Annotated in this window: 33 protein-coding genes and 1 pseudogene; 1 reads left to right on the top strand and 33 read right to left on the bottom strand. The window is 71.1% G+C overall.

Annotated elements, in window-relative coordinates; genetic code table 11:
* Nucleotides 1-4: 4 nt before the first annotated feature.
* The 18 genes from ACZ3YL_RS00345 to ACZ3YL_RS00260 form a co-directional block, all read right to left on the bottom strand.
* Entirely contained in the window at nt 5-1057 is a 1053-nt protein-coding gene (locus tag ACZ3YL_RS00345; RefSeq protein ID WP_465654308.1) for a hypothetical protein, read from the bottom strand.
* Nucleotides 1057-1206 (bottom strand): hypothetical protein, encoded by a 150-nt coding sequence (locus tag ACZ3YL_RS00340; protein ID WP_465654306.1) that lies wholly within the window; start codon nt 1204-1206, stop codon nt 1057-1059. The genes ACZ3YL_RS00345 and ACZ3YL_RS00340 overlap by 1 nt, the downstream gene beginning before the upstream one ends.
* Nucleotides 1203-1388, bottom strand: coding sequence for a hypothetical protein (locus tag ACZ3YL_RS00335; protein WP_465654304.1), 186 nt, complete (start codon nt 1386-1388; stop codon nt 1203-1205). The genes ACZ3YL_RS00340 and ACZ3YL_RS00335 overlap by 4 nt, the downstream gene beginning before the upstream one ends.
* 88 nt (nt 1389-1476) lie before the next feature.
* Nucleotides 1477-1734 (bottom strand): hypothetical protein, encoded by a 258-nt coding sequence (locus ACZ3YL_RS00330; RefSeq protein WP_465654302.1) that lies wholly within the window; start codon nt 1732-1734, stop codon nt 1477-1479.
* The gene (locus ACZ3YL_RS00325; protein WP_465654300.1) at nt 1734-1937 is read right to left on the bottom strand and encodes a helix-turn-helix domain-containing protein; all 204 of its coding nucleotides are present in this window, start codon (nt 1935-1937) and stop codon (nt 1734-1736) included. Before ACZ3YL_RS00325 ends, ACZ3YL_RS00330 begins: the two co-directional genes overlap by 1 nt.
* Nucleotides 1934-2281 carry a hypothetical protein gene (locus tag ACZ3YL_RS00320; protein WP_465654298.1) on the bottom strand — a complete coding sequence of 116 codons (348 nt, stop codon included), beginning with the start codon at nt 2279-2281 and terminating at the stop codon, nt 1934-1936. The genes ACZ3YL_RS00325 and ACZ3YL_RS00320 overlap by 4 nt, the downstream gene beginning before the upstream one ends.
* A 61-nt stretch (nt 2282-2342) precedes the next feature.
* A complete protein-coding gene (locus ACZ3YL_RS00315) occupies nt 2343-2552 on the bottom strand; it encodes a hypothetical protein (RefSeq protein ID WP_465654296.1) in 210 nt (69 codons plus the stop codon).
* A 73-nt stretch (nt 2553-2625) separates the two neighbouring features.
* Nucleotides 2626-3009, bottom strand: a complete 384-nt coding sequence (locus ACZ3YL_RS00310) for a hypothetical protein (protein WP_465654294.1) — start codon at nt 3007-3009, stop codon at nt 2626-2628.
* Nucleotides 3006-3245: a hypothetical protein gene (locus ACZ3YL_RS00305; RefSeq protein ID WP_465654292.1), complete on the bottom strand. Its 240-nt coding sequence runs from the start codon at nt 3243-3245 to the stop codon at nt 3006-3008. Before ACZ3YL_RS00305 ends, ACZ3YL_RS00310 begins: the two co-directional genes overlap by 4 nt.
* 60 nt (nt 3246-3305) lie before the next feature.
* Nucleotides 3306-3488, bottom strand: a complete 183-nt coding sequence (locus ACZ3YL_RS00300; protein WP_465654290.1) for a hypothetical protein — start codon at nt 3486-3488, stop codon at nt 3306-3308.
* Nucleotides 3485-5089 (bottom strand): DNA cytosine methyltransferase, encoded by a 1605-nt coding sequence (locus tag ACZ3YL_RS00295; RefSeq protein WP_465654288.1) that lies wholly within the window; start codon nt 5087-5089, stop codon nt 3485-3487. The genes ACZ3YL_RS00300 and ACZ3YL_RS00295 overlap by 4 nt, the downstream gene beginning before the upstream one ends.
* A gap of 108 nt (nt 5090-5197) precedes the next feature.
* Nucleotides 5198-5833, bottom strand: a complete 636-nt coding sequence (locus ACZ3YL_RS00290; RefSeq protein WP_465654286.1) for a hypothetical protein — start codon at nt 5831-5833, stop codon at nt 5198-5200.
* Nucleotides 5830-6135, bottom strand: a complete 306-nt coding sequence (locus ACZ3YL_RS00285) for a hypothetical protein (protein ID WP_465654284.1) — start codon at nt 6133-6135, stop codon at nt 5830-5832. The genes ACZ3YL_RS00290 and ACZ3YL_RS00285 overlap by 4 nt, the downstream gene beginning before the upstream one ends.
* Before the next feature lie 10 nt (nt 6136-6145).
* Nucleotides 6146-6349: a hypothetical protein gene (locus tag ACZ3YL_RS00280; protein WP_465654282.1), complete on the bottom strand. Its 204-nt coding sequence runs from the start codon at nt 6347-6349 to the stop codon at nt 6146-6148.
* Nucleotides 6346-6606, bottom strand: coding sequence for a hypothetical protein (locus ACZ3YL_RS00275; RefSeq protein ID WP_465654280.1), 261 nt, complete (start codon nt 6604-6606; stop codon nt 6346-6348). The genes ACZ3YL_RS00280 and ACZ3YL_RS00275 overlap by 4 nt, the downstream gene beginning before the upstream one ends.
* Before the next feature lie 10 nt (nt 6607-6616).
* Nucleotides 6617-6958: a hypothetical protein gene (locus ACZ3YL_RS00270; RefSeq protein ID WP_465654278.1), complete on the bottom strand. Its 342-nt coding sequence runs from the start codon at nt 6956-6958 to the stop codon at nt 6617-6619.
* 481 nt (nt 6959-7439) lie between these two features.
* Complete coding sequence (locus tag ACZ3YL_RS00265; RefSeq protein WP_465654276.1) at nt 7440-7913, bottom strand: hypothetical protein; 474 nt, start codon at nt 7911-7913, stop codon at nt 7440-7442.
* A 54-nt stretch (nt 7914-7967) separates the two neighbouring features.
* On the bottom strand, nt 7968-8336 hold the full coding sequence (locus tag ACZ3YL_RS00260; protein WP_465654274.1) for a hypothetical protein: 369 nt from the start codon (nt 8334-8336) through the stop codon (nt 7968-7970).
* A gap of 165 nt (nt 8337-8501) precedes the next feature.
* On the opposite strand from ACZ3YL_RS00260, the gene ACZ3YL_RS00255 reads away from it, so the two are divergent.
* Nucleotides 8502-8729 carry a hypothetical protein gene (locus ACZ3YL_RS00255; protein WP_465654272.1) on the top strand — a complete coding sequence of 76 codons (228 nt, stop codon included), beginning with the start codon at nt 8502-8504 and terminating at the stop codon, nt 8727-8729.
* 65 nt (nt 8730-8794) lie between these two features.
* Here ACZ3YL_RS00255 and ACZ3YL_RS00250 read toward each other — a convergent pair whose 3' ends face one another.
* From ACZ3YL_RS00250 to ACZ3YL_RS00180, 15 genes and pseudogenes are all read right to left on the bottom strand, one after another.
* Entirely contained in the window at nt 8795-9640 is an 846-nt protein-coding gene (locus tag ACZ3YL_RS00250; protein ID WP_465654270.1) for a hypothetical protein, read from the bottom strand.
* Nucleotides 9637-10014, bottom strand: a complete 378-nt coding sequence (locus tag ACZ3YL_RS00245; protein ID WP_465654268.1) for an SLOG family protein — start codon at nt 10012-10014, stop codon at nt 9637-9639. The genes ACZ3YL_RS00250 and ACZ3YL_RS00245 overlap by 4 nt, the downstream gene beginning before the upstream one ends.
* Nucleotides 10011-10250: a zinc finger domain-containing protein gene (locus ACZ3YL_RS00240; protein WP_465655228.1), complete on the bottom strand. Its 240-nt coding sequence runs from the start codon at nt 10248-10250 to the stop codon at nt 10011-10013. Before ACZ3YL_RS00240 ends, ACZ3YL_RS00245 begins: the two co-directional genes overlap by 4 nt.
* A 326-nt stretch (nt 10251-10576) precedes the next feature.
* Complete coding sequence (locus ACZ3YL_RS00235) at nt 10577-10750, bottom strand: hypothetical protein (protein ID WP_465654266.1); 174 nt, start codon at nt 10748-10750, stop codon at nt 10577-10579.
* The gene (locus ACZ3YL_RS00230; RefSeq protein WP_465654264.1) at nt 10747-12051 is read right to left on the bottom strand and encodes an AAA family ATPase; all 1305 of its coding nucleotides are present in this window, start codon (nt 12049-12051) and stop codon (nt 10747-10749) included. The genes ACZ3YL_RS00235 and ACZ3YL_RS00230 overlap by 4 nt, the downstream gene beginning before the upstream one ends.
* Nucleotides 12051-13028 carry a hypothetical protein gene (locus tag ACZ3YL_RS00225; protein ID WP_465654262.1) on the bottom strand — a complete coding sequence of 326 codons (978 nt, stop codon included), beginning with the start codon at nt 13026-13028 and terminating at the stop codon, nt 12051-12053. Before ACZ3YL_RS00225 ends, ACZ3YL_RS00230 begins: the two co-directional genes overlap by 1 nt.
* 12 nt (nt 13029-13040) lie before the next feature.
* Nucleotides 13041-13328, bottom strand: coding sequence for a GIY-YIG nuclease family protein (locus ACZ3YL_RS00220; RefSeq protein ID WP_465654260.1), 288 nt, complete (start codon nt 13326-13328; stop codon nt 13041-13043).
* Nucleotides 13329-13463: 135 nt separating this feature from the next.
* A pseudogene (locus ACZ3YL_RS00215) lies at nt 13464-13916 on the bottom strand (single-stranded DNA-binding protein); the annotation flags it as partial.
* Nucleotides 13916-14668 carry a hypothetical protein gene (locus ACZ3YL_RS00210; protein WP_465654258.1) on the bottom strand — a complete coding sequence of 251 codons (753 nt, stop codon included), beginning with the start codon at nt 14666-14668 and terminating at the stop codon, nt 13916-13918. The gene ACZ3YL_RS00210 and the pseudogene ACZ3YL_RS00215, both read right to left, overlap by 1 nt.
* A gap of 33 nt (nt 14669-14701) precedes the next feature.
* Complete coding sequence (locus ACZ3YL_RS00205) at nt 14702-14965, bottom strand: WhiB family transcriptional regulator (RefSeq protein ID WP_465654256.1); 264 nt, start codon at nt 14963-14965, stop codon at nt 14702-14704.
* On the bottom strand, nt 14962-15429 hold the full coding sequence (locus tag ACZ3YL_RS00200; RefSeq protein ID WP_465654254.1) for a RusA family crossover junction endodeoxyribonuclease: 468 nt from the start codon (nt 15427-15429) through the stop codon (nt 14962-14964). The genes ACZ3YL_RS00205 and ACZ3YL_RS00200 overlap by 4 nt, the downstream gene beginning before the upstream one ends.
* Nucleotides 15422-15613 carry a hypothetical protein gene (locus ACZ3YL_RS00195; protein ID WP_465654253.1) on the bottom strand — a complete coding sequence of 64 codons (192 nt, stop codon included), beginning with the start codon at nt 15611-15613 and terminating at the stop codon, nt 15422-15424. Before ACZ3YL_RS00195 ends, ACZ3YL_RS00200 begins: the two co-directional genes overlap by 8 nt.
* Nucleotides 15610-16065 (bottom strand): hypothetical protein, encoded by a 456-nt coding sequence (locus ACZ3YL_RS00190; protein ID WP_465654251.1) that lies wholly within the window; start codon nt 16063-16065, stop codon nt 15610-15612. Before ACZ3YL_RS00190 ends, ACZ3YL_RS00195 begins: the two co-directional genes overlap by 4 nt.
* Nucleotides 16055-16315 carry a helix-turn-helix domain-containing protein gene (locus tag ACZ3YL_RS00185; protein WP_465654249.1) on the bottom strand — a complete coding sequence of 87 codons (261 nt, stop codon included), beginning with the start codon at nt 16313-16315 and terminating at the stop codon, nt 16055-16057. The genes ACZ3YL_RS00190 and ACZ3YL_RS00185 overlap by 11 nt, the downstream gene beginning before the upstream one ends.
* Nucleotides 16312-17148, bottom strand: a complete 837-nt coding sequence (locus ACZ3YL_RS00180) for an exonuclease domain-containing protein (protein ID WP_465654247.1) — start codon at nt 17146-17148, stop codon at nt 16312-16314. The genes ACZ3YL_RS00185 and ACZ3YL_RS00180 overlap by 4 nt, the downstream gene beginning before the upstream one ends.
* Nucleotides 17149-17207: the final 59 nt, after the last annotated feature.

The raw sequence follows: 17207 nt of genomic DNA, 5'->3' as shown, positions 1-17207 counted from the left end.
CAGGTCACGGCCGCCGGTTCTCTTCGGCGAGGTACGCCAACACTCCCGTGAACACCGGTTGCTGCCCTGCGGTTGGCTCCGGCTGTATCGGGATGGTCGCCACGAGCACCATCTCGCTCGCCTCGCCGGTCTCGTCGCTGAGGGCGGCGTCGATCTGGTCGGCGATGACGGCGCCGAGGATGCCGCGGGTGGCGCGCACGTCATCAAGGGAGCGAAGGACGCGGGTGAGGGCGTCTTCGGTCGGGGCCAGGTTGGCGGTCAGCTCGGCGATGCGGGCCTCGGCCTGCTCGGCGCGGGCAGTGAGCGCGGCCACGCGTTCCTGGTGGCGCTCGTCGCAGCAGATGAGCGGCGCGGTGGCGGTTGCCCGGTCCAGATCGGCGGCATGCCTGCTCAGTGCCTCGTCCACGATGGCTCGTGCCCCGTGGCCGCTCCGCATCCCCCACTGGGCAAGCAGGTTCAGCAGCATCGACCGAGCGTCCTCGCCGGCATGACCGTGATGGCGCCGCGCAAGCTCGGCCTCGGCTTGCTCGGCACGGTCGAGCAGACGGTGGGCCATGCGGCCGAGGTCGTTGCAGCCTCGCGTGGCGGCGTCAACGGTGCTGTCGAGGGCGGTGCTGAACTCGGCGGCTCGCTGCCGGGCGGACAGCCAGGCGGCGCGGTAACGGTCGGCGCGGGCGGCCTGGCGGCGGGCCTCGACGATCGTGGACTGGTGGGCGGCCGTGGCGTACGTGTACTTCGCGATGGCTGCGACCGCCGTGCCGTGCCAGAGGTCCGACTCCTGGCGGGCGCTGTCGCGTTCCGTTATGAGCTTGGCGACGTACCTGCGGAGCTTGCCGAGTTCGTCCTCGGCGTCGGCGAGCTGCTTTACGACCTGCTGGTGGTAGGTGCCGAGCGACGGCCGGCCGAGGGTGGCGCTGAGCGTTGCTTCGAGAGATCCGGCGAGGACGGCCCGGAGTGCCCGGACGCCAGCCCGGAGAGCGGCGTGCTCGTCGGGGGTGAGCGGGCGGTTGGCGGTGTGGCCGATGAGGTGGTCGAGCTGCTCGGCGGTGGGGTTCATCAGGTGGCCTTCCTCTTGGCTCGGGCGAGGGCCCGGCGGGTGGCGCGGTTGGGGCGGTCCTCAGGCGCGTCGTCGGGGACGACCACCTCGGTGCGGACCACGGTGGTCTCCCAGGTGCGGCCGGGGCGTGGGGTGTGCTCGGCGGTCACGGCTGGCGCTCCAGCTGGGCGACGATGGCGGCGAACTGGTCGTCGAAGCGGGCCTGCTCGGTGTCGCGGCTGCGGAGTTCGGCGGCGGCTCGGCCGGCGGCGACGTAGTCCGCGCAGATCTGGCGGAACCACCAGAGGCCGATGAGGGTGGCGCAGGTGGCGAGGATGGTCCAGGGGTTCATGTGCGTCTCCGGGGGTGGAGTGCGTAGAGGGTGGCGGTGAGGCCGGCGCCGTAGAGGGCGCCGGCCAGGACCAGCCAGGGGCTGACCGTCACGCGGCGTCGCGGACCAGTACGTAGCCGGTACGGCGGGGCTGCCCGGCGTTGGTGGTCGGGCTGTCGTGGAGCTGGGTGGTCTCCAGCGCGCGGCGGCGGTGGCCGGTGCCGTCGCGGCGGACGGTCTCCACCGTGACCTTGCCGAAGGCGTGCAGCCCCAGGGTGCTGATCGGCTCTTCGACGATTCGGATTGTGGGGCCGCCACGTGGGGCGATGCAGCGGTAGATCTGGCCGGGGCGGATGGCAGTGCGCATCACTGCTGGCCCTCCTTAGACTGGTTGTGGAGCTGGATGGCCTGGTCGAGCGTCGTGGCGCCGAGTGCGCGGATGGCCCGGAGGACGGTGCTGCGTACGGTGCTCTCGGTGACGCGCAGGGCGGCGCTGATGTCGTAGTCGGTGCGGCCCTGGGCCTTGTAGCGGAGGACGTCGGCCTCGCGCGGGGTGAGGGGGCGGGTCACTGCTGGCCGCCGTTCTGGCCGAGCACCGCGCGGGCCACCGCCAGGGCGTACGGGTCGTGCTCACCGTGGTCGTCGCCCGCAGCGGCGTCGCTCAGCCACTCGGCGATGGCGAGGCCGGTGGCGGGGCCGACGAGCGTGAGATAGGCATTGACGTCTTCGAGGCGCGGCGCCCAGGTCTCGATGAGGACGGTGGGCTTGTCCTGGTCGTCGAGCACCACGGGGCTCTTGCTGCCGCGGGTGCTGCCGAGCCGCCAGGTCGTGCGGCCGTCGTGAATGGCGGCGTTGGCGGATCCGCGAAGGGCTGTGGCTGCGGCGGCGAGCAGGTCGGCGGGCTGGTCGGTCACGGGCGCTCCTCGGGTCGGATGGTGGGGCCTGCCGCCGGGTGACGGCAGGCCAGGGCGGGGGTCAGGGGGTGAGGTTCTCGCCGCACTTGGCGCACTTCGAGTGGGCGCCGAGGAGGCCGCCCATGGCATCGTGAAGGTGGATCATGTGGACGTCGCCGCCGCAGCCGGCGTGCTCGACGTTCTCGGCGCGGTAGGTGTGCTCGGGGCCGCCGCCCCAGTCCTCGGTGTGGATGAGGGTCCACTCAATCTGGTCGGCTTCGATCTTGCTCATGGTGTGCTCCTCGGGGTGGGGCCGCCCGTGGTGGCGGGCGGCGTCGGGCGTCAGGGGGCGGTGGTGACAGGCGTCAGGGGAGGTGTCGGACCACGTCGGATGGCAGAGCGTCCGGGATGCGGACCCAGCGCTCGCCGCCCTCGACCGCGGCCCGGTGGGCGGCGGCGTTGGTCCGGGCGACTGCGGTCAGGGTGTCCAGCTCGGCGCGGAGCCGGTCGATCTCGGCGTCGCGGCGGTCGAGTTCGGGCTGCACGACCGCGAGCACGGCGGCGGCGATGGCGTCCACGTCGCCCCACACCGCGGCCACGGCGTTGTGGTGGTACGCGGCGACCTGGATGGGGTGTTGGGCGTCGCACTCGGCCTCGGTGAGGCCGCAGTCGTCGGGGCAGTCGTGTGCGGCGGCGCGGAGGGCGGCCTCGATGCGGTCGCGGAGGCTGGGCGGCGGGGTGTCGGTCACCGGTCGCCCCCGGCGGCCGTCATGCGGGTGACGGCATCGTCGGCCAGGAGGCCGAAGTGGGCGTCGTCACCGCAGGCGATACGGCCGTCGACGAGCTGGGACCAGCCTTGGGCGATGGCCCACTTCAGGGCGTCGGCTTCGGTGGTGTAGTGCTGCTGGCCCTCGCCGTCCTCGTCGAGGGTGTACTGGCAGAGGTCGCAGGTGATGATCACGCAGGTCTCGCGGCGGTACGCCATGGCGGTTCTCCGTGGTGGGTGTGGTGGGCGGCCGGTGGGTGCCGGCCGCCCGGGGGTGGGTCAGCGGTGGCCGGCTGCCCAGCAGTCGGGGCAGATGTCCCGGCCGCCGGGGCGCTCTCGCCAGCCGTCGGCCTTGCGCCAGGCGCGGACCTCGGTGGCGGTTTTCGCCGCGTGGTGGTGGATCTCGGGCTTCTCGCAGCCAGGGGCGTCGCAGTGGACGATCGGGATCATGTAGAAGCTCACGCGGCGGCCTGGAGGTCTTCGCCGGTGATGGACTCGACCAGGGCGCTCATCAGGACTTCGGCGGCGGGCGGGGTGACGGCGTTGCCGTACTGGCGGACCTGCTCGCGCTTGTTGCCGAGCACGGTGTAGTCGGTGCCGAACGCCATGGCGGCGCCGATCTCGCGCGGGCTGAGCATCCGGAACAGGCACTCCTCGACGTCGAGGTCGGGGGAGACCAGGGCGTGTCGGTCGACCGTGGTGACCGTGGGAGCGGGCTGGTCGGTCGGGCGGGCGGTGCCGTTGCCGTAGTACGGGACGAGCAGGCCCTCGGTCTCGCGGGTGGTCCGCGCCCGGAACGGCTCGCGCACGGGCCGGGCTTCGTCGTTCCAGGTGCCGCCCGCGGGAACGAGCATCGGCCAGGTGACGAGTGACTGGTGTCCGGCGGTGGTCAGGGTCCGGAGCGGTTCGGCGGCCGGGGTGCAGTGCTCGCCGCCGTTGCCGGTGGAGCCGTTGTTCCGCATGACCATCGCGGCTGCGGGGTGGACGAGGCCGTGGTGGTTGCCGGAGGCGCACACGGTGGCGAGCGGGTCGGAGGCGGGCCGGTGGTCGGAGCCGCCACCGCGGAGTTCGGCGAGGAACGGCTCGAACCAGGCGAGGCTGGTCTCGTTGCGGGTGGTCATGGTCCGCAGCGGGTCGTCGACCGGCGCGGCGTTCTTGCCCTCGCGCCCCTCGACGGGGACGGCCAGGGGGCGGGCGTACTTGGCGAGGCCCGCGCGGATGCGGGCGAGGGTCTTGGCGGCGAGGGGCTTGGTGCGGTCGCCGATGCGCTGGCCGGGCTGGGTCCAGTCGATGGCTGCGGCCGCGGGGAGGGCCCAGGGTTCGACGATGGTCCAGCAGCCGGGGACGGGGCAGCGGTAGACGTACTGCGCGCGGTAGCGGCCCCACTCGCGGTCGGGGTTCTTCCATGACTGGACGGCCTGGACGCGGCCGTGCTCGGGGCAGTGGGCGTCGGGGCGGGTCCACTTCTCGATCTGCGGGGCGCGGTTGCCCTTGAGCCAGTACATGACGTACATGCGGTCGCGGGACTGGGGGGCGAGCGGGGTGCCGAACCTCGGCCTGGCGTGCATGGAGTTGAGGTAGACGAGCCGCATGTCGTAGCCGAGCGCGCGAATGGCCATGCACCAGGCGTCGAACAAGGCCCAGTTGCGGGCGTCGACGACGTTCTCAACGACGCCGCCGAGGACGGGCTTGCCGCGCAGCGACATGGCTTCGAGGTAGCGGGGAACGTCCCACATGGTGGCGCGGGAGCGGACCGCGGCCTCCTCGGGGAGGACTTCGCCGAACAGGTCGGGCTGGCGGTCGGCGCCGCGCTTGACGCCCTTGGCGACGGAGTGGTTGGTGCACTCGGGGCTGGCCCAGAGGAGGTCGGTGCGGGGGTAGCGGCGGAAGTCGATCTGGCTGATGTCGGCGCAGTCGTGGCGGACGTCGGGGAAGTTCTCCTGGTGGGTGCGGACGGCGAGGTCCCAGTGGTTGGCGGCGGTGGCGACCTGGAGGCCGGGGATGTTGTGCATGCCCTGGCTGGAGCCGCCGGCGCCGCAGAAGAAGTCGGTGACGGTGAGCATGTTTTGGTCTCCTGTGTGTGGTGGGGCTGTGGGGGCGCGTGGCGGGCCGGTGGACGCCCGTTCGGGCGCTCGGGTGGGGTCGTGGTCCGGTGCGGTGCTGTTCGGCCGTCAGGCGGCCGTCTGCGGTCCGCTGGGGGCTTCCTCGTCCGCGTAGTTGAGGGCCGCGAGCCAGGGGCAGTTGCCGGCGGAGTGTTCGCCGCGGACGTCGATGGGCGCGAGTGCGGCGGCGAGGCGGTCGGCGTAGTGAGTGGCCCGGTCGCGCTCGTCGATGGTGCTGCTGTGGGCGGCCCGCTCGCGGCGGAGCTCGGCCTCCAGTTCCCGGACCCGGGCGATCAGGGCGGGCACGTCCTGCCGGGCTCGGGTGGCCTGGTGCTCCGGGGTGAACACCTCGTCGCCGTACCGGACGGCCGCCGTGCAGGGCCACCGGGTGACCCAGCCGTCGCCCCAGCAGACCGCGCAGACCCACGAGTGCGGGACGGCGTTGCCTTCCCAGACCGGGGTGTGGAAGCGGGCGGGGAGTGCGGCCTTCTGTTCGTCGGTGAGGTCGGCGAGGTCTTCGTAGTCGGGCGCGTCGGGGGCGGGCAGGAGGACGGCGCGTCGGGCGCACGCGGGGTGCTCGGTCGGCTGGCCAGCGAGGGCGAGGCGCCAGCAGGTTCTGCAGGCGGCCGGGTCGGCGATCTGGTGGTGGCGCGTCTCGACCACGTCCAGGTCGAGGAGTTCGGCGGGCTGGGGCTGGGTGTTCATCGGGTGATCTCCTCGGTGGCGGCTTGGACGAGGGCGTGGGCGGTGTCGGTGCCGACGTGCACGATGGCGTGCTGGACGGTCCAGGTGCCGTCGCGCTGGAGGCGGATGGTGTCGCCGAAGTAGGCGACGGCGCGGGCCCGGTCGTGGTGGGCGAGGATCGTGAGGCCGTCGATCTCGACGCTGACGTCGTACGGGCCGGCGGGGGTGCGGGATCGGTAGTGCGGCTTGGACGGCTCGATGAGTTCCATGAGCTCGGTGAGGTTCTCCCGGGTGAGCGTCCAGGTGGGACGGGCGTGCGGCACGGTGGTCTCCTCAGGCGGCGGTGGCATCGGTGATTTGCAAGTACTCGTCGTTGATCTGCAGGAGCTTCTTCCGGAGGCCCCTCCCGGTACTGCAGCGGCCAGCGAGGACGGTCTGCTGCTCGAAGCAGAGTCCGCACCTGGGGTCGTGGGCTTGAAGCTCCGCAATCGTTCGATCCCACGCTGCCTGCAGTTCGACGATCCGGTTGGTAGTCATCGCGGCATCCGGGCGTTGAGGCGGGCCTCGTCACGGGCCTCGGGCAGGGACAGATTGGCGGTGGCGCTGACGGTGCCGTCGGTGAGGACCCAACCGTGGCTGAAGTGGCCCCCGTTGCCGCCGGTGTTGAACGTCCATCCGATGTGCCGCCGACTGCCGCCGGGCTCGTCGGCGTGGACAGCGCGGAGGTCGGTGGCGGTTAGGTGGGTGTGCTGGGCGTGGCGTGCTGCGTCGCGTGCGGTGCGAATGCGGCTCACGGTGGTCTCCTCAGGTGGCGGGTCGGGTGGCGAACTTGGCTTCGACGTACGCGGTCAGCGCGTCCACGTCGATTCCGATGGCTTCGGCGGCGTCGAACGCGGCCTCGTGGGCGTCGCCCATCTGCAGTTCCTCGCTGATGTCGTCGAGCAGCACGGCGAGGTCGGCGGCGGGCATGGCGGTGATGAGGGCGCAGAGGAGGCGATGGGCCCACCAGGCGTTGACCGCGGCGTCGGCGTGGGCGCCGGTGGTGCCTTGCGGGCTTCGTCCGAGGCTGATGCTGTGCGCGATGGTCTGGCGGAGAAAGGCTTCGTGCCGAGCGCGCGTGATGTCGGTGGTGGGCTGGGTGTTCATCGGGTTCTCCCTAGGCGGGGGGTTGGGTGTGCGAGGCGTCGAGCTGGCTGGTGTGGCTGTCGTCGGTAGTGGAAGGGGCGTCAAGCCGTCGCTCGACGGGCGGCGGAGCGTCGGCGGCGATCAGCCCGATAGGCCTCCGCGCATGCCGCGCACGCTCCCTCACCCCGATAGCGGTGAGCGTCGGCACCGCCAGGCGTCCCGTGCTTGATCGGGCGCAGCCGGGTGCGCGGACGCTTCCGCAACTGCTGGCCGTACACGCCTCGCACGGCGTCTCCCCGTTGTCGAGGTGCCGGTGGTAGGCGGCCTGCGTGCCGCAGGGCTTCAACTCGCGGGGGAGGCGCAGGCCGCATGCGGCGAGGAGGGCTTCGATCTCGGTGTCGGACGGGTTCGGGTTCACGATGGTGCTTCTCACTGCTGAGCGCGGGTGGTTGGTGGGCTCGGCGGCCGGGGTAGTCACGGCCGCCGAGCCAGTCCTGCGGTGTCAGGCCGAGGTGGTCCAGCGGTCGATCCAGGCGGTGTGGAGCGAGTCGCGGTAGGCGCGGTCGGCGTCCGGGCAGTCGTTCCACCCGGCGCACAGGGGGCAGTTGGCGGCCGGGTGCGTCAGGTCGGCGGCGGCCTGGATGGCCTCGGCGGCGATGCGGGCCTGGGTGCGACGCTGGTAGCGCTGCTCGGCGGTGGGAACGGTGTGGCCGTGGGCGGCGAGGAGCCGGTCCTCGGCGGCGCTGGCAAGCTGCAGGCGGTGGTCCAGCTCGGCGGCGCCGTAGTGCTGCCAGGTGGGCAGCCAGGCGGTGGTGCGCTGGATGAGGGCGAGGTCGGCGGCCACGTCGGGGTCCTGCTCGTACGGGGCGGTGGGGTCGATGGCGCGGCGGGCGGCCCGTACGTCGGCCGGGTCGAGCGGGGCGAGGGTGAGGAGCGTGCCGGTGACGCTCGTGGCGAGGGCGAGGGCGGGGGTCATGCGGGTGTCCTTCGTGGTGGTGTGCGGGTGGCTGGTCGGGGCGGCGAAGTTGGTCTACGCGGCCTCCGTGAACGAGGCCTGCGAGATCAGGCCGGCGGTGGCCTTGTAGGTGTTGAGGCCGGTGATGAGCGCCGGGTCGGCGGGGCGGTAGACGTAGACGTGGATCCACCGGCCGGTGGTGCGGTGGCGAACCCACGCCTTCGGCGCGTCCTGGCCGTCGTGGGCAGCGCGGTAGGCCTTGGCGACGTGGCGGCCGTACCAGGAGGCCTGTCCGTCGGGGAGCCGGATGCCGAGGCGGTCGAGCATGTCGCCGGTGCGCACCGCGCCGCGCAGGTCCCCATTGAGGGTGGCGTAGCGGATGTCCTCGCCGAGGTGGCGGACGGTGGTGATGAGTCGGCGGATGGCGGTGATGGTGCGGCGCATCTGGCTCTCCCGTGGCCTAGTTGACCCGGCGGTGTATCTCCACCGCCTGAGAACAACATACGCCAGGTGTATCTCCACCGCAAGTGGTGTGAGCGAGAAATATGTATCTACACCCCTTGAGGCGCCCCATTGCCCGGTGTAGATACGGTGAGCTATCGTCTGACCATGCCAAACGCACCCAAGACCAAAGCCAAGCCCATCCGAATCCCACTCGGACTCTGGAACGCAGCAGGCCAAGCCGCCGCCGAAGCCGGCACCGACCGATCCGCCCTCATTCGCGACTTCTTCACCTGGTACACCCACCGCCCCGGAGGCAAGGCCATCAAACGCCCCGACGCCGGACCCTGGTCCACCCCGCAGCCCAACGAAGACGAACCCGCCGCCCAGAACTGACCCGCTCCACCCCGCAAGCCGCCGGCCCGCTGCGCCGAGCGGCCATTTGGGCTGTCCGAGTCCAGTCACCGTGCCGCCTCGAAGCGCCGCAGCCGAGCGCGCACCCGCATGCACTGTCGGCACTGCCGCCCCGCCCCATCCGGACGCACATAGACGTTGTCCGGCGTTAGCGCATGGCCCCGTCGGCAAGTCGCATGCTGGCGAGTCACGGAACCAGCCGGGCTGCCAGGCACCCACGGTGCCCAATCGGCCCCCGCGACCCGGTGGCCGTTGCAGGGATTGCACGTCGGGACCAGATTTTCGGGCTCGTTGTTCTGCTTGTTGTGGTCAAGGTGATCTACGACGAGGCTGCGTATCGCATCCGAGCCCTTGGCCCACACCACTGCGGTGCCGCACCAGTGGCAGGGGTGTACGCCCGGCCCGATCGCGTCGTAGAGAACCTTCCGGTGAAGCAGGACGGTGCCATGCGACCCGGCAAGAGCATGGCCAGGAGCGCTCACGGACCGGTAGCGCTTCGCCAGACGTACGGGGCGCTGCTTCGAGGCCAGCGGGTCACCGTTCCTCGACTGACGCCGGTAGTGGCGACGGCACAAGCCGAGCGACATGGACGGCCGTTCGCAACCCTCAACGGCGCACGGCCCGTCATTGCGAACGGAATGCCGGCCCCCAAGGGGATCGCCGTGCCTCAGCAGGCGCTTGTAGTGCGGCACGCAGAGGCCCTTGCCGTGAACTGCGCCTTCGCAATCGGCGACAGAACACGCGAGCACGATCCTCGGCCGGCTCTTGCGGTGATCGGGGGCGTTGACGTCGCCGTGGCGTTGCCAGCGTGCATAGTGCATAGAGCACATGCCCCGGGAGAGCTTCCCGCCCTTAACGCAGCCGACGACGGAACATGCGGCCAGGTCGGTCACTTGCCCACACCTTCCTTGAAGACCTTCACTGGGATTCCTGCTGCTCGGGCGAGATCTACGGTGTGCCAGGTCCCCCGGCTATCTGACCGAGCGAAAGCCAGACAGAACCGCGCCCCGGCCGCCACCATCTGCGCGTTCCGAATCGGCCCCGCAGCCCGCCCGTGCCGGTCCCAGTCGGCCGGCCACGCCTCCACCTCCACGCCGGCCCGCTGCGCCCATGCCGCAGCGATCGCATCCGCACCCGTCGGGCAAGCGCCGTGCACGATCACGATCGGCCGAAAGGTCTTGAACGCCACCCCAAGCGCCCACTCCAGCCGCGCCCGATCCGACCACGCCCGCGAACCAGTCACCAGAATCCGAGAGAACTCGGTCACGACAGCACCCCCGCATCCAGCAGGCGCGCAACATGCAGCGTCAACGCCACACCGCCATCCACCGGACGGCACCACACACCAACCGCCGCCCCGCACCGCCGACACGCCACCCCAAGGCCCGGCTCCCTCAGGATCCGCAGCTCCGCGGCGTGCTCCTCCTGGACCCGCTCCGCATCCCGAATCGACCGGCGCAGCTGCGCCCCGGCCTGAGCCAGACACCGCGTCAGGTGCTCCACGCCGCGGCGAAGCTCGGCCGCCTCAACTGGCGTCAGGAAGCGGCGCTCCGCGATGTCGAGGAGCTCTGCAAGGCGGCCTGCAGACGGCGGGGGAGCGGCTGAATGGGCCGCCGGCTTCGGAACTGCAGTGGCACTGTTCGACACGATGGCCTCAAATCGGGGCGAGAAGGGGGCAGGAAGGGGCCTGTGGGGCAGGGTTGGAGTGATGGGCTCAAGCGAACCTTGCGGCGCCCGTGATGGGGCTTGCGCGCGTTTAGGTGATGCGGAGCCGCCGTTGGGCGCTCCGGTGAGGCAACGTCATGACCGTCCAGCCGACGGCTCAACAGTCACGACGTGCCGTCGAACTCCTCGTCCGCGTACGCCGCGGTCAGGTACTCGGTGTCCCACTGCCGGAAGCAACGGGAGCAGGACCACGTCGTGTGCGTGTGGGTGCCGTCCTCCCACTGGGCGACGATCCGGGCGCGGGAGAGGCAGGCGGGGCAGTGCTCGGTCGGGGTCATGAGAGCGCTCCGGTGGGGGAGTGGCCGGTGAACGGATCCGAGTCGACGGGCTTGTAGGTGCGCCACGGCCAGGAACCCGCGTGGCCCTGGCAGATGAACCGGGGCCACTGCCGTTCGTCGCGGGCACCGCGCCACGGCAGGACCCGGCGGGCCCGGTCGTCGTGAGCCGATCGGGCATCCTCGACCGGGCGCAGGCCGAGGCCGAACTCCGGCCACCGCAGCCACAGCGACGACCCGGCCGGCCGCAGCGTGCGCGGCCCCATCGGCCCGCCCTGCGGGGAGTGCGCCTCCATCGACAGGGCGCACCCTGCCGTGGCACGCGCGTCGTCCAGGACCACCGTGACTTTGCGGGCCAGCTCCTCCGAGTTGGGATCGCCAGCGTGCAGGCGATAGATCGGCCCGACGATCAGCAGGTCCGGCATGACAGCCTCGACGCGGCGCATCAGCCAGGCCCTGCCGTCGCCGCGGGTCAGGTCGACGCCCTGGGGCCGCAGGTCGATGTGCAGTTGCCCGCGCTTGACGGGAGCACCCATGTGCTCGGCGACCTGGACGAGCCCCCGGTAGTGCCGGCGGGACTGACGGCTGGAGTTCTCACAGTCCAAGATCAACACGCGCTGCGGACCCAGCGGATTGCGGTCACCGAACGGCAGCAGCCCAGCCGCCGCGGTGATGCCGATCTGCCGCTGCAGGACCGACTTTCCCCCGCCCTCGCCAGCAGTCCACACGCACCGGTCGGTGCGCTCCAGATAGCCGGGCAGCGTCCAGTCGTAGTCGGGGTCGTCCCCGGCGAGGAAGTCGTGGATGTCCTGGACGGGCGAGTCGTCGGCGGACCGCCCGGCGTCGCGGACCTCGCGTAGCCGGGCTACGGCGTGCTCGGCGAGTTCGCTGGGCTCCCCTTCGGCGGCGTAGCCGAGCTCGCGGATCTCGGTGCCGGCGTGAACGAGGGCGCGGCGCAGGGCGAGGCTTCGGATGCGGTGGTCGAGCCAGTGGAGGTTGGGGCCGTGCTGGGCGACGTCGATGCAGGTGTTGATGTAGTCGCGGCCGCCGCACCGCGGGAGCTCACCGGCGGCTTCGAGCGCGGCGACGACGGTGAACGGGTCGATGGGGTCGCTGGTTTCGGCGATTGCCGTGATCGCCCCATGTATCAGGGCGTGACCGGGCCGGTAGTGGTCATCGGCGGTGACGGTGGTGTCCCGCAGTGCTCGGCGGGCGTCGCGGCTGAGCATGATGGCGCCGAGGAATGCCTGCTCGGCGGTCAGGTCGTTGGGCTCGGAGCGAGCGAAGTCGGTGTCGGTGGTCACTAAAAGACTCCCTGGTCTGCGTAGGCCTGGTAGTCGGTGGACTGGCGGCGCTGCTGCTGGGCTTGGGCGCGGAGCCGCAGTTGGGGGTACTTCTGGCGCAGCTTCGGCATCGAGAGGATGTTGCTGCGCCAAAACTCGTCCGCCTGGGACCAGCGGATGGCGCCGAGGACGTCGGCGACGGCGACCTTGTCGGCGTCGATCATGAGCCGGGCGGCGTCGCGCCACCGCTTGGTGATGGTCGGACGCTTGGTGCCGTTCGCGGCGATCAGGTCCGCGAGGAGCGTGCAGGCCTCCTCCACGTCCGGCCGCTCCGAGCGGGCGGACCGGATGTCGACGACATCCGCGACGAGAAGAGAAGGGGAATGGGGTAGGGGTAGGGGAAAACGCCCGCGCGCGCGCGTTGAGCCTGCCTCCGCCCCTTCCGGAAGGGGTTCCGCAACCCCTTCCTCAACCCCTTCGGGAAGGGCCGCCGCCGGGGGCTTCGGATCCGGCTCATGAAACGCCGCCCGCAGCGCCGCGATGTGCCGCGACACCTCCTGCAGAGGCGACAGCCCCTTGCGGCCCGGCTCGTCACTCAGCTCGTCCAGCGGGATCCGCTCGACCTCCGCGAGCAGCGCGGCCCGCAGCCGACGCGACGAGATCTCTAGAGCGCCCGACACCATCGCGCCCATCACCTGCGGCTGCTTCCACACCCCGTCGTTGCGCACGAACGAGCGCACCAACAGCTCCTCGCTGTCCTCGTCCACGACGACGAACCTGCGGTCGGCCAAGACCGCAAGCTGGGTCCGCAGGACCGCCGGACTCAGCCCGTAGGCCTTGAAGCTCCAGCGCTTCAGCGTCAGCGGCAGCAGGCCTGCGTGGTTGAGGTTCGGCTGGCTGATGAGGAACAGGTAGAGCCGCTGGATCTCCGCGGGCAGAGCGGTGAAGTCAGGGTCGTCCCAGATGCGGGTGAGGACCCGTCCGTGACCACGTGCCATGTCGGTTTCCGATCAAGATGAGGTAGAGGCGGGGGCGGGCGGCCGACGGGCGCTTCGCTTGTTGAACAGCGGTTGCTCGATGACGATCGCGGCGCGCTCGGCGGCGAGGGCACCGACGTCGGTTGACCAGTGCTCGATGGATACGAAGTCGGCCGCCGGCCACCAAGGGGCCTTCCTGCGGTGCTGTGGCCAGCGTTCGCGAAGCTGACCCGAAACCCCCACGTACAGCAGCCGCTTCCGAGAGTCGAAGAACCGGTATAGGGCTGTCTCCGGGTAGTAGCCGGGCTCCTCGGCAGGCATTGAGAGACGAGGGCCAGGGGCCGTCCGGTCGAACGGCCGGACCGGGAAGGCACGTAGCGGCGGCATGAGGTTCTCCTGGGAACGTCGAGTTGGCTCTTGGCGTGGACGGGATTAGAAGGGGGCCTCGGCCTGATGAGGCGCTCCCCAACTGCCGCCCTGCACCGACGGCTTGGACTGGGACCACGGGCCGTCGCCACCCCGGGCCTGCTGCGCCTGGCCCTGCCCGCGGTTCGCCCGGGTCACTTTCGCCGTGGCATTCCGCAGAGACGGCCCGACCTCCTCGACCTCCACCTCGAAGACGGTCCGCTTTTGGCCGTCCTTCTCGTACGAGCGCTGGTTCAGTCGGCCCTGCACGATGACGCGCATGCCTCGCTGCAGTGACTCGGCGACGTTCTCCGCCGGCTGACGCCAGACGTTGCACGTGAGGAAGAGGCTCTCGCCGTCCTTCCACTCGTTCGTCTGACGGTCGAAGGTGCGGGGGGTGGACGCGATGCGGAACTTCGCGACCGCCGCACCCGACGGGGTGAAGCGCAGCTCGGGGTCGTCGACGAGATTGCCGACGAGGGTGATCAGGGTTTCTCCGGCCATCAGGCGGCCTTTCTTTCGCTGGGATCGGACTGCCGACGGGGCCGGCGAAGCGCGCCTGCCGCCGGGGCTGCAGCAGGGTCATCCATGTCGTCGTCCCAGGCGAGCGGCGGCATCCATCCCGCCGCCCGCGCTCGGTCGATGGAACGGGCGCTCTTGCCGGGCTGCATGGCCATCTGCCGGAACGCCGCGGCCATGGCATCCCTAGTGCGGGCCCGGACCTGGCCGACGGATCCGGCAAGGAGGTCGGTCATGAGGGTGCGGCTCACGCCAGCCGCCGTCGCGATGGCCGCGACCGGGTGCCCGATGGCCACCAGGGCCTGTGCCCGGCGGATCGTGCCGACGGCCGGGACGGTGCGCTCGGCTGTCAGCACCTGCTCCAGCCGGACCGCGAGGATCCGCTGCTCGGTACGACGGTGAACGGTCGTGCAACCGTGAAGGATTTGGTGGATGGTCGATGTGGAACATCCGCTGACAGCCGTGATCTCATTCCAGCCGGCACCGGCGGCGAAGAGGGCCCGGAGGTGGGCCTCGGCAGCCCCGGCAGGAACGGTCAGCGGCCTGCCGGTGGACCGAAGGTAGTCGCGCCGGGCGCAGTACTGCCGGCCGACCTTGACGCACGCAGCGCAACGGCATCCGGCAATCCCGGTCTTGGGTCGCCCGACGAAACAGGCGTAGGTGCCGTGAGGAAACAGGCGTAGGTGCCGTGAGCGGCGGGGGGCTTGGGGATGAAGCCTCGGGGCACGGTTGTTCACCTCCTGGATTGCGGTACGAGTTGGAGCCCGCGGTCATGCCGCGGTGGAGAACCTGCTTGCGGCGAGCTTGGTGCGCTCGTCGGGGGTGAGACCGCCGCGCACGCCCTGCCGGCCGTTGGCTCCGGCCAACTTCTCCTCGGCCAAGGCGGATTCGAGGCATCGGGCTCTCACGGGACACTGGCGGCAGTAGCCGAGTGCTTCCTCGACCTGCGCGGGCCCCGGGGCCTTCGTGAAGGACGCCGGGTAGAACAGGTCAGGGTCGACGGTGCGGCAGTTCGCGTAGTCCCACCAGTTCATCGCTGCTCCCCGAGCCGCCAGAGCCGAATGACCGCGCCGGGCTGGTCGAGGGCGTCGACGCCTTCGCCGGGGTGCATCTTGCGGGCGATGACCTCGACGATGCGGGAGTCATCGGCGATCGCGCCGGCGGTGGTGAGGGCGTCGAACGTCGAGCGCAGCAGCTTGTCGATGTCGCCACTGTCCCGGGTCGTCGGCCAGGTGATGCGGGTCTTGGGCGCGGAGGCGGGCTTGCGGACGGTGAGCGCAACCTCGATGCTCAACGGCCCGTCCAGGGTTGCGATTCGGGCATCGGCCAGGACAGCCTCGGCGGCATCGTGCACGGCCTGCCGCCACGGCTTGACGCGCAGGGACTGCTCGACCAGGCGGCCGCGGCCAACGTGCCGCTTGCTGCCCTGCGGGGCGGGCCGGTGGCCGAGGACGGTAATGGTCAGGTCGGGAGGTGCGGACAGGATGGTGTCAGTCATCTCGGGTGCTCCATGCGGTGATGGCGAAGACAACGAGGGCGAGGGCGGTGCCGGCCAGAAAGGCCAGGGCGAACGCGTATCGGGTGAGCACGGGCCGTTTCTGGGTGAGGTGGGGGTAGGTCTGTATGGCGCCGACTCCGGTGTGGGTGCACCACAGCAGCGCCAGGCAGACAGCGAAGGTCACGCGGCGATGGGAGCGATCGGCGCGGTGGCGGCGGCGGACGCCTGGTAGTGGTTCTCGTTGGCGGCCTGCAGCGCGTGCAGCCGGTCTTCGAGAGCGATCTGCCGTTCGGCGAAGTCACGGCGCGCGGCACGCAGTTCCCGGCGCAGCTGCTGGTTCTCGACCCGGTAGCGGGCACAGCCTCGGACAGCCCGGCTGAGTCGGGCGGAGCAGTTGGTGGAGGCGCGGCCGAGTTCCTCGTTTCGGAGGACCAGGCTGGCGTTCCTGAGACGTTCGGCAGCCAGCTTCTTCTCCACAGAGATGATGTCGTCGGCGAAGCGCTCGGACCGGCGGAAGTGGTCGCCGACCTCACTGCGGGTCGCTCCGAGCGCCATGTTGAGCTGCCGGACCCGGCTCTCCAGCCAGGTGTTGCGCTCTTCGAGGTCGGCTATGCGGCGTCTGGATCTACCGAACATGGGTGTCTCCCTGGAGGATGTCGCTGGAGTCGATCAGGCCGCGGGCGCAGGCGATGCCGACGGCATGGGTGGCGTTGACCGCCTTGAAGGCGACGAGGACGGCGCGCAGGTGCAGTCGTACGTCGCGGACGCCGATCTGCAGCCGGTCGGCGATCTGGGAAGGCTGCTCGCCGCGGGCGTGTCCGAGGAGGACGGCCGACTGGAGCGCGGTGAGCACAGGGCTGCTGCGGTCGCGGACCTTTCTGCTCACGACGCCACCGCCACCGGCAAAGGGCGCAGCGGCCACGACCCGTCCACAACCGCCTCCGGGTCCCGCTTCTCGCCGGCCTTCTCCGAGCGAAGCCACGCCTGCAGCGACGCCGCGTCCTCGGCGGCCCAGCCGATCTGCCGGCGGTGCAGCTCGTCGATGTCGCAGGCGAGGTCGTCGAACCGCTCGTACGGGCCCCGCCAGTTCCGCAACGCCTGTACCCAGCCGGGGCGTTCGGCGGCCGGCTTGTGCGCGATGACTCCCATGACCCACGCGGCCTGCGCGGCCTTGTGCGCGTCGTAGTCGGCGCCGTGGGCCTGCTCCTCGTCCCACTGCAGCCCGTACGTCTCGACGGTCGTGCGCAGCTGGTAGGCACCCTGCGTGTCGGAGACCCGGCGCCGGAACGGGGCGGCGTGCCGGTCGAGGGTCATCGTGTCGATCACGCGCACCAGGGGGCCGGTGATCTCCTCCAAGCCGGCTCCGTGGTGGCGGCGGACCTCCCGGTCGAGGAGGGTGAGGTCGTAGCTGCCGATGTTGTGGCCGACGAGCGGGATGCCGAAGTGCGTGGCCTCGGCCACAGCCTGCGCGATCTCGGCGATGGCTCGGTCGGCGGGCTGTCCGTGTTCGGCGAGGTACTGGTTGGTGAGCCCGTGGACGGCGATCGCTTCGGGTTCCTGGGGGACGCCGGGGTCGATCAGCCAGGTGCAGCGTTCGGTCGGAAGGCCGCCGCCGACGTGGATGAGGGCGCAGGACACGATGCGGGCCGTGTCGGGGTGCTTGTCGCTGGCCTCGAAGTCGAGGGCGGCCATGCGGTTGAGGTGCCAGGGCTTGTGCATGCCGTTCCTCCTCTCGGAGTGTGGGGATGATGGTTGGCGGCGGGACCGCGCCTGATTCG

This window comes from Kitasatospora sp. NPDC023176 (genome assembly GCF_055560495.1).
The sequence above is the reverse complement of the archived record's forward strand: the minus strand, read 5'-3'. Positions and strand labels throughout refer to the sequence as shown.